This is a genomic window from Geothrix oryzisoli (assembly GCF_022808865.1).
GTDB lineage: Bacteria > Acidobacteriota > Holophagae > Holophagales > Holophagaceae > Geothrix > Geothrix oryzisoli.
Genome location: NZ_JAKZLB010000003.1, coordinates 180,941 through 194,545 on the forward strand (window position 1 = coordinate 180,941; position 13,605 = coordinate 194,545).

Below are 13,605 nucleotides of genomic sequence, written 5' to 3' on the forward strand. Positions count from 1 at the left end.
GCCCTAGTCTCCGAACAGGTTCTGCACCTTGTCGTCCCAGACGAAGGTCTGCAGCTCCCAGTGGTCCGTGGCCTTGTAGAACACCACCGAGTAGCGGATGGCGGTGTTCTGCAGCTTCTCAACGGCGAGGAACCTCAGGAAGGAGGTCCCGGCCTTCTGCTGGGCGATGAACTCGTACCCGATGCTGGCGCCGAACCGCTCCTTCACCGCCGTGCGGCTGGTGATGGTCTGCATGGTGAGCGTGTCGATCTCGTTCAGCGAGACCTTCCAGTGCGGCTTGAGCAGATCCAGCCCGGCCTTGTAGTCCCCCGCCACGAACTGCTTGAGGCAGCTTTCCACCAGGGCCCTGGCGTCGGCTTCGGTCTTCAGGGGCCGGACCTCGGTCTTGTCGGCGGCCACCAGGGCGGCAGGGAGGAGGAGGCAGAGGGCGAGTCTGGTGGGCATGGTCATGGTCGTTTCCATGGAAAATCGCCTTAACGAAGGAAGCCAACCGGCCATGCCGGGGCCGAGGCGCTGAGCGGAGCCGAGGAAGCGAGAAGTTGAGTGAGAGCGGAGGGCATAGCAGGCGGAGTCTAACTTGAACGGAGGGTTAGGCCGATGCTCGGTTCATAGATAATTTTCGATTTCAGTTTTTTTCTTCAGATTTAAGGATAGAGGTGCTTTTGTTGAGGCTCTCAATATTAGTTCTTTACTAACCAGTAAATCAAGAGATGAGTCAAAGGTAACTGCATCTTTACAATAATGATTGCGGAGTGTTTCTTCACGGATAGTATTTTTGCCCCAATATCTATGCCGATGAAGGCAAAGCAATATTTGGCGCGCATCGGTATCAATATCAGAACGTCTTGTAAATCCAATAACAGAGTCATCAAGTGTTTCTAAAATATTTTCATAACTATCAATGCCAAAATAGTGACTATGCGTTTGTCGAATAGTCGCAACGTCGGAGGAACCGATCATAACCACCTCAAACCCATCTCTTGCAGGGAATGACTTTTCATTTTCAACATATGCTTGAATTGCTTTTTCGCTGGCACGATCAACAATATCCCAACTTACGAATGCGCCCTTATTCCAATCAAATATGATAATCCAATTGTTAAAACCTGTTTTTCGGGCGGATTCGACTGAAACAAGTTTTTTAATTATACCCTCGTTTACATATCCTTCTAAAATTTTGTTTCTATCCGAGTTTTTGATGATTTCTTCTGCTGATCGACGATATTGATCAATATCAAGTTTTTGAATCGGAGATGGTTCTCTATAACATTCGATTTCATAAAAAATATCTGAAAGTTTTTTAAAATACGCGAGGACATCCGAATGACCTTCGCATTCCTTCAAGTGGTATCCATAAATAACAGAAGTTCTTTCAATGCTTTCAGCCCAATAGTGTTGAATTCTGCTTCTAATTTGTAATTCAATTTTGTGCCCATGACGCTCAAGAATTAAGTGAAGGGACCGGTAACCACTATCGTCACGCCCCTTTTCTCGATAATCGACCTCTCTAATTAGTTTTAAATCTTTCTGTTGTGCTACTTTGTCTTGAAGGTATCTCAATAAAGAATCAACCGTATTGTTACCTTGAACTATAATTCTACATCCACCAATATCTTGCAATTGAGTCAATCTAACACTAAATCTATTAAGTTTCCTTATGATTTGTGGCTTTCTTTTAAGTCTTTGAGCGATATAATAATTTTCGCCGAATTTTGACAACCAATCTTGTAACTCAAGGGTGATTTCAGTCAACGGCTGGAGATGGTTACCGCGGTATAAATCGAAAATCGATTCGGCATCAAAAAGCTCCTCCTCGGAGGTATAGGAATCCTTTGCTAATGCAATTCCAGCTTTATCAACTTTTGTATTTGACAACTTCATGGCAGCCTCTGAATGAACGGCCTAACTTTTAATTAAATGACCTTCCTGCTGGGTGGATCCTTGATTCGGTATGAATCAAAGCCATCGGCCCGTACTCAGGTCGATGGATCGAATAGTGGCTTGGGCTTTCCTTAGTTTTGAAAACGCGAGCCCAGCATACCTGCGTCCCGGGTCATCTACGCCCGGAAATCCCTGAACGGTGCCGATTCAGCCCCTGAACGGTGCGGGCGGGTTGGCTTCCCAGCTCCCGCCCATCAGCGTCGTCCGCACGGGGACGCCGGGGGTCTTCACGCCGCGGTGGGCCATGCAGGTGTGGACGGCGACGAGCTGGACGCCCCAGGCGGCTTGGCGGAGGCGGAACTGGAGGGCGTCGGCGGTGGGCTGGGCTGTCATTCGTGGGAATCCACCAGGTCCGTGGAGAAGAACGAGGGCTTCACCAGGATGTGCAGGTGGTTCCCGCCATCGAAGGAGGCCTTGTAGAGGGGGGAGTCGACGGAGGGAACCGGCACGAGGCTCTCGACCCAGCCCTGGGCAGGCTGGGTGAAAAGGAACAGCCCGTTCTTCTGGGCGAAGGCCACTGCGACCCTCGACCCGTCGGGGGACAGGGCGACCGAGGGCGAATCGGAGATGCCCGTGGATGGAAACGATGTCAGGAGAACCGGCTGTTGCCAGGCGCCATTCACCTTCTGCATGGCCCAGAGGGCGTCGTTCGCGAGGTTGTTCACATCGGGAATCTTGTAGAAGACCCAGGCGGTGTTCGCGTCCGCCCACACGCCATCCTCGAAGTGGACACTGACGAACGTGCTCATGGTGTTGGGCAGGATCTGGCGGGTCCAGGTGCCATCTGCATTCCGGCTGTATTCCCGGCTGTCGGCCAGGGTGGTGAGCAGCACGTGAGGGGTACCCGAAGGATCGAGGAACAGGTGCCAGGTCCCCGCGAGGGTATTCGAAGGGTCGATGTCCTCCTGGACCCAGGCTCCGGCCACCTTGCGGGTGTAGCGCAGGCCCGCGGCCGTGTACAGGAGCGCCTGGGGACTGCCGGTCTGGTCCAGCCAGTAGGGGCCGGCGAAGGAGAGGGTGTCCGTCAAAGGCGCTTGGGCGATCACTTCGGTGATCCAGGCGCTCCCGTCAAACCAGGCGTGGTTCAGGGCCGTCGCCGACGCGGTCTGGATCGCGTAGAGGGCATGAGGCCGGGATTGGGCGTCCAGCCGCAGGGGATCCTTTAGGCCGTAGTACACGCTGGCAGGTGGCGCCCAGGCAGGCCAGGTGCCCCAGGGGGCGGGAAGGACTGTGAAGGGGGAACTCGTGCCGAGAGCCCAGAGTCCGTCGGGGGAGAGGGCGAAGCAGCCCACGGACAGGTCGGCTGTCTGCACGGTCGCCGTCAGGCTTGGTGCATTGGCAGGATTGGCGGGGGCGGCGTAGAGGGTCGGGCCGGTGGTCGCTTGCTGGCCGTCGGAGACGCTGATGGTGTAGAGGTAGTAGCCGAGGGGCAGGCTGGTGTCCTGGAACGAGGTGCTCGTACCGGGGAGAGTCGCCACGAGGACCGTGGGCCCATAGCCGCCGGAAGCCACCCGGGTGATCTGGATCTGGGTCGCGGTCCTGCTCTGGTTCACCCAGGTGAGCCCCACCGCGCCGGGAAGGGCCTGGCCGGCGAAGGCGGTCGGCGCCAGGGGCGGGGGGGCGGCCCGCAGGCTCGGTCCCCTCGTCGTACTGGAGGTGGTTCCGGACCAGGCGGTGACACGGTAAAGGTAGCCCTGGGATTCGGCCACGGCCTTGTCCACGAAGCTGGTGGCGGCCGGGTTCGGCAGGGAAAGACTGGCCCAGGCTCCGGTGGGAGCGCCGGCGGTGTCGCAGGTGGCGCGTTCCAGGACGTAGCGGTCCGTGAGCAGGGAGAGCGTCTCCCACGTGATGAGGATCCCTCCGTCCGCCAGGGAATAAGTGGCAGTCAGATAGGTCGGGGGGAGCAAGGGGGTCTTGATCTCAGCGACATTGGAATACGGCCCATTCACGCCCCCCGCGACGGTGTAGATCCGGAAGTCGAAGGTTGTCAGTTCCGGGGGCGTCGCCTTGAAGGTCAGGATCACCGTGGTCGCGCTGCTGAAGATTGGGCTCGAGTTGATCAGGGTATAGGTCCCCGAGCCAACCCTGAACTCCAGGTTGTAGCCGTCGATGTTGCCCGAGGCCTGGGTCCAGGTGAGCGTGATCTGAGTCTGGGCCGGGTCGTAGGTGGCGCTGAGCTGGGGAGCGACCGGGGCGGCGGGACTGGAGGAGCCACCGCCCCCGCCACAGCCGATCAGGAACAGGCAGAACGCCAGAGCGAAGCCCCAGGCTCGTTTCATGGGAGGACCTCGAAGGGAGAGACAGCGGGGTAAGCATACTCACCTCCCCGGTCTTCAGGGCCGGCCTGACCCTGAACGGTCGGTTTTCAGGCCCTGAACGGTGCGGGCGGATTGGCTTCCCAGCTCCCGCCCATCAGCGTGGTCCGCACGGGGACGCCGGGGGTCTTCACGCCGCGGTGGGCCATGCAGGTGTGGACGGCGACGAGCTGGACGCCCCAGGCGGCGGGGCGGAGGTGGGCTTGGAGGGCGTCGGCGATCTGCTGGGCCATGCGCTCCTGCACCTGCAGGCGCCAGGCGTAGGCCTGCACCACGCGCACGAGCTTGCTGAGGCCCACGGTGCCGCCCGCCCCAGGGAGGTAGCCGACGGTGGCGTGGCCTTCGAAGGGGGCCAGGTGGTGCTCGCAGGTGCTCACGAAGGGGATGCGCTCGAGGATGACGGGCACGGGGGCCAGGTCGCCGGGCAGGGGCTTCAGCTCGGCCCCCAGGTCCACCCCGTAGCCCGCCAGCCGCTCGGCCCAGAAGTCCGCCACCCGCGAGGGCGTGTCCTTCAACTCCGGCGCGTCCGGATCCTGCCCCAGCCCCCGCAGCAGCGCACGGACGGCGGCCTCGGAGGCGGCGCGGTCGAAGGACGGGGCGGGGGAATCAGCCATGGTCCGGTCAGTCTACGCCCGGGCGGCCCGGGAAGGTTTGGCATCGGCCTGAAATGCGGCCTGTGGGATCATGGGGGATTCGGGAGTTGGCGATGAGCGAGAAGGTCAGTTACGCGTCCAGCGGGGTGGACATCAACCGCCAGGACGAGGCCCTGAAGCGCATCAAGCCCCTGGTGAAAGCCACCAAGACCCCCGGCGTCCGCAGCGACATCGGCCTCTTCGGCGGCCTGTACGACGCCCGGTTCCCCGAAGCCAAGCCCATCCTCGTCAGCAGCATGGATGGCGTGGGCACCAAGATGAAGGTGGCCCGGCGGGCCGGCATCTGGGACACGGTGGGCCAGGATCTGGTGAACCACTGCATCAACGACATCCTCGTGCAGGGCGCCCGGCCGCTGTTCTTCCTGGACTACATCGCCGCCCAGCAGCTGGAGCCTGAGGTCATCGAGCAGATCGTCAAGGGCATGGCCACCGCCTGCCAGAACTCGGGCTCGGCCCTCATCGGCGGCGAGCTGGCGGAAATGCCCGGCGTCTATGCCGAGGGCGAGGTGGATGTGGCCGGCACCATCGTGGGCGTGGTCGATGAGGCCGACCTGCTGCCGCGGCTCGACGCCATGGCCGAGGGCGATGTGCTGATCGGCCTGCCCAGCTCGGGCCTCCACACCAACGGCTACTCCCTGGCCCGCAAGGTCTGCTTCGAGCTGGAGAAGCTCGAGGTGAACGACACCGTGCCCGGCACGGACCGGACGGTGGTCGAGGCCCTGCTGGCCATCCACCGCAGCTACCTGGCGCCGGTCATGCCCCTGGTGAAGGCCCACCAGGTGGTGGCCATGGCCCACATCACCGGCGGCGGCCTGACCGACAACCTCCCCCGCGTGCTGCCCAAGACGCTGGACGCCGAGATCGACACCGCCAGCTGGCAGATCCCGGCCCTGTTCCGCTTCCTCATGGAGAAGGGCGGCCTGGGCCTCGACGACGCCCGGCAGGCCCTGAACCTGGGCGTGGGCATGGTGCTGGTGGTGAAGCCCGAGCTGGCCGCCGAGGTCCTGGCCCGCCTGCACGAGGCGGAGGAACCGGCCTGGGTGCTGGGCCGCCTGGTGACGGGCGCCGGAAGCGTTCGCTACCGATAGATCGTCAATTACTGGCTGAGCCGGACCGGGGAACGCATATTGGGGCGTTGTCCGGGTTCCCGGCCGCCGCCCTTGTCCGCTGGGCTTGACCTCCGATGGGGGAGGCGCGTGATCCGCATGGCTTTCGGCCGTGCGGAGCCGCGGCCCGGGGGAGGAGGTCTCATGGAACGCTTCGGTGTGGAATGCGAACCCAGCGGACGGAAGCGTCTGGCCGTGCCCTTCCGCGGCGTGCGGCTCCTGCGCAACCCCATGTACACCAAGGGCACGGCCTTCTCCCAGGAGGAGCGCCTGGCCCTGGGGCTGGAGGGGCTGCTGCCCCACTCGGTGACGAGCATGGAGCAGCAGGCCCGGCGGGTGCACGCCAGCATCCAGCGCAAGCAGGATCCCCTGGAGAAGTACATCGGGCTGGCGGCCCTCCAGGACCGCAATGAGCACCTGTTCTACCGGGTGCTCATCGACCACATCGAGGAGTACCTTCCCATCGTCTACACCCCCACCGTGGGGCGGGCCTGCCAGGAGTTCAGCCACATCTTCCGCCGTGCGCGCGGCATCTGGATCACGCCCGAGCACCGCGGCCACATCGCGCAGGTGCTGAAGAACGCGGCCTTCGATGACATCCGGCTCATCGTGGTGACGGACAACGAGCGCATCCTCGGGCTGGGCGACCAGGGCGTGGGGGGCATGGGCATCCCCATCGGCAAGCTGGCCCTCTACACCGCGGCCGCGGGCATCCCGCCCTGGCAGACCCTGCCCGTGAGCCTGGATGTGGGCACGGACAACCTGGACCTGCTGGATGACGAGTTCTACCTGGGCTGGCGCTCCCGCCGCCTGCGGGGCCCCGAGTACGACGCCCTGGTGGACGAGTTCGTGCATGCGGTGCGCCAGACCTTCCCCAAGGCCCTGCTGCAGTGGGAGGACTTCAAGAAGTTCAACGCGTTCCACCTGCTGGACCGCTACCGGAAGGTGCTCACCAGCTTCAACGATGACATCCAGGGCACGGCGGCGGTGGGCGTGGCGGCCCTGATCGCCGGGGCGCGGGCCACGGGCACGCCCCTCCGGCGGCAGCGGGTCCTCTTCCTGGGATCCGGCGCGGCGGGCATCGGCATCTCCCGCCTGGTGCGGTCGACGCTGCGGCGCGAAGGCCTCGAAGGGGAGGACCTCATCCTGGCCATGGCCAACCTCGATGTGCAGGGGCTCCTGGTGGAGGACGATCCCGGCCTGGATCCGCTGCAGCGGGAGTTCGCCTGGCCGGTGGCGCTGGCCGAGCGCATGGGCCTGGGCCGCGGCCAGAAGCGGGACCTCCTCTCCGTGGTGAAGGCCTTCAAGCCCACCATGCTCATCGGCACCTCCGGCACCGCCGGCGCCTTCACCGAGGAGGCCATCCGCGCGATGGCCGCCCAGGTGGAGCGCCCCGTGGTGCTGCCCATGTCCAACCCCACCAGCAAGGCGGAGGCCAAGCCACGGGATGTGCTGGCCTGGACGGAGGGCCGGGCCCTGGTGGCCACGGGCAGCCCCTTCGAACCGGTGTCGTACGAAGGCCGGGAGTACCGCATCGGCCAGAGCAACAACGTCTTCGTCTTCCCGGGCGTGGGCCTGGGCGTGCTGGTGGCCGAGGCCTGTGAAGTCACCGACGGGATGTTCGCCGCCGCCGCCCGGCAGCTGGCGGAAGAGGTCCGGCCCGAAGACCTGTCGGTGGGGAGCCTCTTCCCCTCCGCCAGCCGGATCCGGGAGGTCACGGCCCACGTGGCCGCGGCCGTGGTGCGGGAAGCCCGGGAAATGGGCGTGGCGGTCCGTCCCCTGGCGGACGAGGACATCCCCGGCGCCATCGCGGCGGCCATGTGGAACCCCTGCTACCTGCCGGCGGATCCTGCGCCGGAGCCCGCCAACGAGCGGCACCAGGAGGTGACGCTGGCCTGAGCGCCGCTGGGCCGGTCCATCGGAGGGTGGTCAAGGCGGGCCATCGGTGGTCCACTGGCTCATCACCCAGCGGAGGATCGTCCTGACCAGCCCACCCGTGGCAGCCCGTCTCACCCGCCTCGGCCTGCTGGACCCTCTGCGCGGCATCCTGGCGGTGTGCGTCGCGGTGTACCACTTGGGCGTGTGGTTCAACATCTCGCAGTCGGGCGGGGGCGCGAACATCGCCATGGCGCGCCTGGGGAACTACAGCGTATCGGCCTTCTTCGTGCTGAGCGGCTTCGTGCTGTTCCGCACCACGCCCTGGAGCCGCGTGCGGAAGGAGGGGCCGGGCCGGTTCTACCTCCGCCGCTTCCTGCGGCTGGCGCCGGTGTTCTACCTCGTCTGCGCCCTGAATGTGGCCTTCCGCCTGGGTATGGGCCCCGAGGTCTCGCTCCGGTTCATCCTCGAGAACCTGACGCTGACCTTCGGCGCCATCCATCCCAACCACGCCCTGGTGACCGGCGGCTGGTATGTGGGGCTGGTGGCCCTGCTGTACTTCGCCTATCCCGCCCTGGCCTGGCTGCGCGAGCAGGGCGGGCTCTGGTTTCTCGGCGCGCTGGCCCTGGGCCTCTGGGCCTGGAGCCTGCCTTCGACCCTGCACGGCGTGATGGAGCAGCCCCTCTGGAACCGGTTCCATACCTACGTTCTGGCGCCCAACCAGCTGTTCCTCCTAGCCTGGGGCGCCCTGCTGGCGGGCCTGCACGCCGCCACGGGGAAGCGGCTGGAACCCAAGCTCGCACTGCTGCTGGCGCTGCCGCTGGTCTGGTTCCTGATCAAGCCCACGCCCCAGTTCTTCGATCACCTGGCGGCCCTCACGGGCTGGCACCGCTACGGCTACCTGCTGGCGGTGACGGGGCTGGTGGCGCTGGCTGCCTTCACGCGGGATGGCGAGCCGGGCTGGTTCGGAAGGCAGCTCACCCGCCTGGGAGCCTGGAGCTACGGCATCTACCTGCTGCACCCCTTCACCATGAAGCTGGTGGCCCCGCGGGCCTCCGGCCTCCTGGGCTTCAGTCTGGCCCTGGGCCTGGCCCTCGTGGCGGCCCGGGCGGTCCACCGCTGGATCGAGGAGCCCCTGGGTAGGCTGGGGCGGGGCGCGAAGGGCTGATCAGCTCCCGCCGATCCGCGCGTAGAAGCTGGTGCGGCGGAGGTTCTCCTCGACCTTGAAGGCCTGCTGCATGGGGGGGAAGGCGCGCTGCTCACAGTCCGTGCGCTCGCAGAGGCGGCAGGTGACACCCACGGGAACCGGCGGCTGGTCCAGGCGCAGGCCGTCGGCGTAGATGAGCTCCTTGGCGTGGCCCATCTCGCAGCCCAGGCCCAGGGCCTGCATGGCGTGCTGGCCGCGGTAGCCGCCGGTGTCCTTCTGGATGGTGCGGGCGATGCAGAAGTACTTGCGGCCGTCCGGCATCTCGCTGAGCTGGGTGCGGATGAGGCCCGGTGTGAGGAAGGCCGCGTGGGCGTTCCAGCGCGGGCAGGCGCCCGAGAACCGGGCGAAGCGGATGCCCGAGGCGGAGAAGCTCTTGGAGATGTTCCCGGCGATGTCGATGCGCAGGAAGTGGAAGGGCACGCCTTCGGAGCCGGGCCGCCGCAGGGTCGTGAGGCGGTGGCAGACCTGCTCGAAGCTGGTCTGGAACCGGCGGGCCAGGATCTCGATGTCGTAGCGCTCGGCCCGGGCGGCCCGCAGGAAGCGGTCGTAGGGCATGAGCACGGCGCCGGCGAAGTAGTTGGCCAGGGCCACCCGGGCCAGGGCGCGCGAGGCGGGCGTGCGCAGGAGCGGGTGGTCGGCCAGGTGGTCCAGCAGGTCGCCGTGGTCCAGCAGGGCCAGCTGGTGGGCGAGCTGGAAGGTGCGGCTCCGCTGGGGCAGCAGCTCCGACAGGCTGAGGATCCGGCGGTCGGGGTCGTAGCGGCGCAGCAGGCCGGGGCCCTCGGAGACGCGGTGGATGCGGATCTGGACGTCCCGCGCCTCGAAGGCCGCGGCGAGGGCCGGGTAGGGCTGGTCCGCGTCCAGGCCGGCGCTGGTCCAGAGCTCCTCCGCCACCGTCTCCAGCTCCGGGAAGTGGTTCATGGCCTGCTGGATGAAGTCGCCCACCTCCTCCGAGGGCAGCCGGGTGGCCTCGGGGTCGAAGCCCTGCCCGTCGCTGAGCTTGTCGGCCAGCGTGTCCAGGCTGTCCTGGCTGTGCTGGTAGGCGCGGTACAACTCGAAGACGCCCCGGGCCAGGGTGGGGCTGTTCTGCACCAGCTCCCGCACATCCTGGGCCTGGAGTCCCAGGGCCTCGAACAGGGGATCGCCGAAGGCCTCCATGAGGTCGTCGGACAGGCGCTGGTCCTCTTCCGGGGCCAGGGCCCGCAGGTCCAGGTGGAACTGCTGGGCCAGCCGGATGAGCAGGGGCGCGGTGAGGGGGCGCTTGTTCCCCTCGATGAGGTTCAGGTAGCTGGGGCTGATGCCCAGGGATTCCGCCAGCTGGACCTGGCTCAGGCCCTCCTGGCGGCGGAGGAGGCGGATCTTGGCGCCGAGGCGGGCGGCGGGCTTGCTGGGGGCGGCGGAGGGCATGGGGACCTCGTTTACATCAATTTACAAAATCAATGGAGAGAATTGACAGATATTTTCAATTCAACCCCTATCAAATCAGCTGTTCATTGACTCACCACAGAATAGGTCAATCTTTGACATCACGCCACCCCCAACCCCCCACCTGAGGTGCCCCATGACCCCCAAGTTCCCCATCCCCCCCATCGAGGACGACCTCCAGGCGCACCGCTGGGAGGGCATCACCCGGCCCTATGGCCCGGAGACGGTCAAGAAGCTCCGCGGCAGCCTCCGCATCGAGCACACCCTGGCCAAGCTGGGGGCCCGCAAGCTCTGGAGGCTGCTCCAGAACGAGGAGCCCACCCGAGCCCTGGGCGCCCTCAGCGGCGGCCAGGCGGTCCAGATGGCCAAGGCCGGCCTCAAGGCCATCTACTGCTCCGGCTGGCAGGTGGCGGCGGACGCCAACCTCTCGGGCCAGACCTACCCGGACCAGAGCCTCTACCCCGCCAACTCCGTTCCGGCCCTGGTGAAGCGCCTCAACGGGGCCCTCCAGCGGGCCGATCAGGTCGAGCACGGTGAGGGCGGCGTGAGCCGCGACTGGTTCCTGCCCATCGTGGCGGACGCCGAGGCCGGCTTCGGCGGCCCCCTCAACGCCTACGAGCTGATGAAGGGCATGATCGAGGCGGGCGCCTCGGGCGTCCACTTCGAGGACCAGCTCTCCAGCGAGAAGAAGTGCGGCCACCTCGGCGGCAAGGTCCTCATCCCCACGGGCCACTTCATCCGCACCCTGGTGGCGGCCCGCCTGGCGGCGGACGTCATGGACACGCCCACCCTCATCATCGCCCGCACGGACGCCGACTCGGCCCGCCTCATCACCTCCGACATCGACGAGCGCGACCGGCCCTTCCTCACGGGGGAGCGCACGCCCGAGGGCTTCCACCGCATCACCGGCGGCGTCCAGATGGCCATCGCCCGCGCCAAGGCCTACGCGCCCTATGCCGACCTGATCTGGTGCGAGACCTCCACGCCCGACCTGAAGGAGGCCCGCGAGTTCGCCGAGGGCGTCCACGCCGAGTTCCCCGGCAAGCTGCTGGCCTACAACTGCTCGCCGTCCTTCAACTGGAAGAAGAAGCTCTCCGACGAGGAGATCGCCACCTTCCAGCGGGAGCTGAACGCCCTGGGCTACAAGTTCCAGTTCATCACCCTGGCGGGCTTCCACAGCCTGAACTTCGGAATGTTCGAGCTGGCCCATGCCTACCGTACGGAGCACATGACCGCCTACGCCCGGCTGCAGGAGGCCGAGTTCGCCGCCGAGGCCCAGGGCTACACGGCCACCAAGCACCAGCGGGAGGTCGGCACCGGCTACTTCGACGAAGTCGCCCAGGCCGTCAGCGGTGGCCTGGCTTCCACCCTGGCCCTGGTGGGTTCCACCGAGGCCCAGCAGTTCCGCTGAAGCGCAGAGCCAGGCCTGGTACGCTAGGGCTTTCCGGACACGGCCCGGAAGACGTCCAGCACCAGGCTCTGGCCCGGCACCGTGTTGGGGTAGCGCACGGCCAGGGAGAGCCGCAGGCCCGACTCACCCACCAGGTCGAAGCGGAAGGGCCGGTCCTGTTGGGCCCAGCGATCGGGGGCGACCGTCCAGCGGAGGGTCGCCCTCGGTTCGCCCGGGAGGATCTCCAGGTCCTGTCCCTCCGCGGTCTCCGCCCGCCAGTGGCCCACGGGCAGGAGCAGCTCCACCCGCCAGCGGCCGTCCTGCTTCCGCGCCAGGGCCGTGAGCTGCTCCACGCGTCGGCCCGCCAGGGTGGTCTCCAGCCGCCTCGGACCGCCGCAGGCCGCCAGCCCCGCCAGCAGGAGCAGCGCGGGGACCTGGGTCCAGGGAGCCGACATGGTACCTCCGGGTGGGAGGAGGGACTACTTGGGGGCGGGGCCGCCCGTGGGTTTCTTCTCGGCCGGGGCCGGTCCGCCGGTCATGCCTTCCGGCGAAGCGGGGGCGGGGGCGGCACCCTTGGCCCGGGCCTCGGCATAGCGCTTCCCGGTGTGGTGGTAGGTGAGGTACTCGCCGAAGTAGACGGCCATGAGGTCGGAGCAGTCCTTGAAGTAGGCGAACCCGTGGTCGCCCCCTTCTTTCAGGTCCACGGCCACGCCAGGCAGGTCCTTCAAGGCCTGGGCGTTCTCGGCAGCGTCCTTGTCGTCCATGGAGGCCAGCACCAGGACGGAGGGACGGCTGCGGAGCACGGCGCCCTTCAGGCGGTCCCGGGCGCTGTCCCCGAAGGCACCCGTGCCGGCGGGGCTGAGGCTGAGGATGGCCACGGGCTTCACTTCCGGGGCGGCCAGGAGCACCGCGAAGGCTCCGACACTGGAGCCCGCCAGGCCGAGGCGGCGCCCATCCACGCCCGGCTGCTTGCGGAGCCAGGTGGCGGCCTGGGCCAGGTCGGCGGGGATCTTGTCGAAGCCCACGGCCTTGGCGGAGGCCGGGAAGTCGGTGGTGACGCGGACCTCGGCGCCCGCCTTCAGGGCGCTGTCGCCGTGGCCGCGGAGATCCAGGGCCAGCACGCCGATGCCCCGCGCCAGGAGCTTCTCGGTGAGCGGGGCCCAGCCGGCGCGGTTCGAGCCGAACTGGTGGGCGAGGATCACCACCGGCGATTTGGCCTTGGGCTTGGCCGTGGCGGGCAGGGTCAGCGTGCCCTTGAGGGCGAAGCCATCGGCGCTGGTGAGGGCCATCTCGGTGGTGGCCGGTGCAGCGGCCAAGGTGGGAATCAGGGGAGCGGCCACGATCAGGGCCGCCAGAGGAGCCAGCAGACGGAGTGCGCGCATGGTGACCTCGCAGAAGTGCCCTACTGTAGCACCCGAGTTCCTGGGTCTCTAAGAGTACCTAACAAAACCCCGACGAGGCCGCGAGAAAGCCAGGCGGGATGCGCCGAAAGGAAGGGCCCGCAGGGCGATGTGGTTCATCGTTCAAGGGCGCTGACGACGCGGGGCGCCCGCCTGGCTTTCTCCCTCCGGGCGAGGGGCGGCGGGCTTCTCGATGCTGCGTCAAACTCCTCGGCGGTGGGGTCCACCATCGCCTTCGTCGCTTTCCTTGCCTCGCTCGCCCGGCGCCTCTCCCGCGGCCCCGTGGGGGTTCTGTT

At 66.1% G+C, this 13,605-nt stretch carries 12 protein-coding genes; 4 read left to right on the forward strand and 8 right to left on the reverse strand.

Features of this window, described 5'->3' with window-relative positions:
* Nucleotides 1-3: 3 nt before the first annotated feature.
* The 5 genes from MLE43_RS09005 to folE form a co-directional block, all read right to left on the reverse strand.
* Nucleotides 4-450 (reverse strand): hypothetical protein, encoded by a 447-nt coding sequence (locus MLE43_RS09005; protein ID WP_243303347.1) that lies wholly within the window; start codon nucleotides 448-450, stop codon nucleotides 4-6.
* A 156-nt stretch (nucleotides 451-606) separates the two neighbouring features.
* Nucleotides 607-1,881 carry a RelA/SpoT domain-containing protein gene (locus tag MLE43_RS09010; RefSeq protein WP_243303349.1) on the reverse strand — a complete coding sequence of 425 codons (1,275 nt, stop codon included), beginning with the start codon at nucleotides 1,879-1,881 and terminating at the stop codon, nucleotides 607-609.
* A gap of 207 nt (nucleotides 1,882-2,088) precedes the next feature.
* Nucleotides 2,089-2,274, reverse strand: a complete 186-nt coding sequence (locus MLE43_RS09015) for a tunnelling fold family protein (RefSeq protein WP_243303351.1) — start codon at nucleotides 2,272-2,274, stop codon at nucleotides 2,089-2,091.
* Nucleotides 2,271-4,220, reverse strand: coding sequence for a fibronectin type III domain-containing protein (locus tag MLE43_RS09020; protein WP_243303352.1), 1,950 nt, complete (start codon nucleotides 4,218-4,220; stop codon nucleotides 2,271-2,273). Before MLE43_RS09020 ends, MLE43_RS09015 begins: the two co-directional genes overlap by 4 nt.
* A gap of 86 nt (nucleotides 4,221-4,306) precedes the next feature.
* Nucleotides 4,307-4,870: a GTP cyclohydrolase I gene (gene folE / locus MLE43_RS09025; protein WP_243303353.1), complete on the reverse strand. Its 564-nt coding sequence runs from the start codon at nucleotides 4,868-4,870 to the stop codon at nucleotides 4,307-4,309.
* A gap of 92 nt (nucleotides 4,871-4,962) precedes the next feature.
* On the opposite strand from folE, the gene purM reads away from it, so the two are divergent.
* The 3 genes from purM to MLE43_RS09040 all read left to right on the forward strand — a co-directional run bounded on the left by purM (nucleotide 4,963) and on the right by MLE43_RS09040 (nucleotide 9,058).
* Nucleotides 4,963-5,997 carry a phosphoribosylformylglycinamidine cyclo-ligase gene (gene purM, locus MLE43_RS09030; protein ID WP_243303354.1) on the forward strand — a complete coding sequence of 345 codons (1,035 nt, stop codon included), beginning with the start codon at nucleotides 4,963-4,965 and terminating at the stop codon, nucleotides 5,995-5,997.
* A gap of 162 nt (nucleotides 5,998-6,159) precedes the next feature.
* Nucleotides 6,160-7,914, forward strand: coding sequence for an NAD-dependent malic enzyme (locus tag MLE43_RS09035; protein WP_243303355.1), 1,755 nt, complete (start codon nucleotides 6,160-6,162; stop codon nucleotides 7,912-7,914).
* Nucleotides 7,915-7,960: 46 nt separating this feature from the next.
* Complete coding sequence (locus MLE43_RS09040; RefSeq protein ID WP_243303356.1) at nucleotides 7,961-9,058, forward strand: acyltransferase family protein; 1,098 nt, start codon at nucleotides 7,961-7,963, stop codon at nucleotides 9,056-9,058.
* Here the strand turns inward: MLE43_RS09040 and MLE43_RS09045 are convergent, their stop codons facing one another.
* On the reverse strand, nucleotides 9,059-10,501 hold the full coding sequence (locus MLE43_RS09045) for a helix-turn-helix domain-containing protein (RefSeq protein WP_243303357.1): 1,443 nt from the start codon (nucleotides 10,499-10,501) through the stop codon (nucleotides 9,059-9,061).
* Nucleotides 10,502-10,655: 154 nt separating this feature from the next.
* Here MLE43_RS09045 and aceA point away from each other — a divergent pair, with 154 nt between their 5' ends.
* Complete coding sequence (gene aceA, locus MLE43_RS09050) at nucleotides 10,656-11,930, forward strand: isocitrate lyase (protein ID WP_243303358.1); 1,275 nt, start codon at nucleotides 10,656-10,658, stop codon at nucleotides 11,928-11,930.
* A gap of 23 nt (nucleotides 11,931-11,953) precedes the next feature.
* On the opposite strand, the gene MLE43_RS09055 is transcribed toward aceA, so the two are convergent.
* Both MLE43_RS09055 and MLE43_RS09060 read right to left on the reverse strand, forming a co-directional pair.
* Nucleotides 11,954-12,364: a hypothetical protein gene (locus tag MLE43_RS09055; protein ID WP_243303359.1), complete on the reverse strand. Its 411-nt coding sequence runs from the start codon at nucleotides 12,362-12,364 to the stop codon at nucleotides 11,954-11,956.
* A 24-nt stretch (nucleotides 12,365-12,388) separates the two neighbouring features.
* A complete protein-coding gene (locus MLE43_RS09060; protein ID WP_243303361.1) occupies nucleotides 12,389-13,291 on the reverse strand; it encodes an alpha/beta hydrolase in 903 nt (300 codons plus the stop codon).
* Between the last annotated feature and the right edge of the window lie 314 nt (nucleotides 13,292-13,605).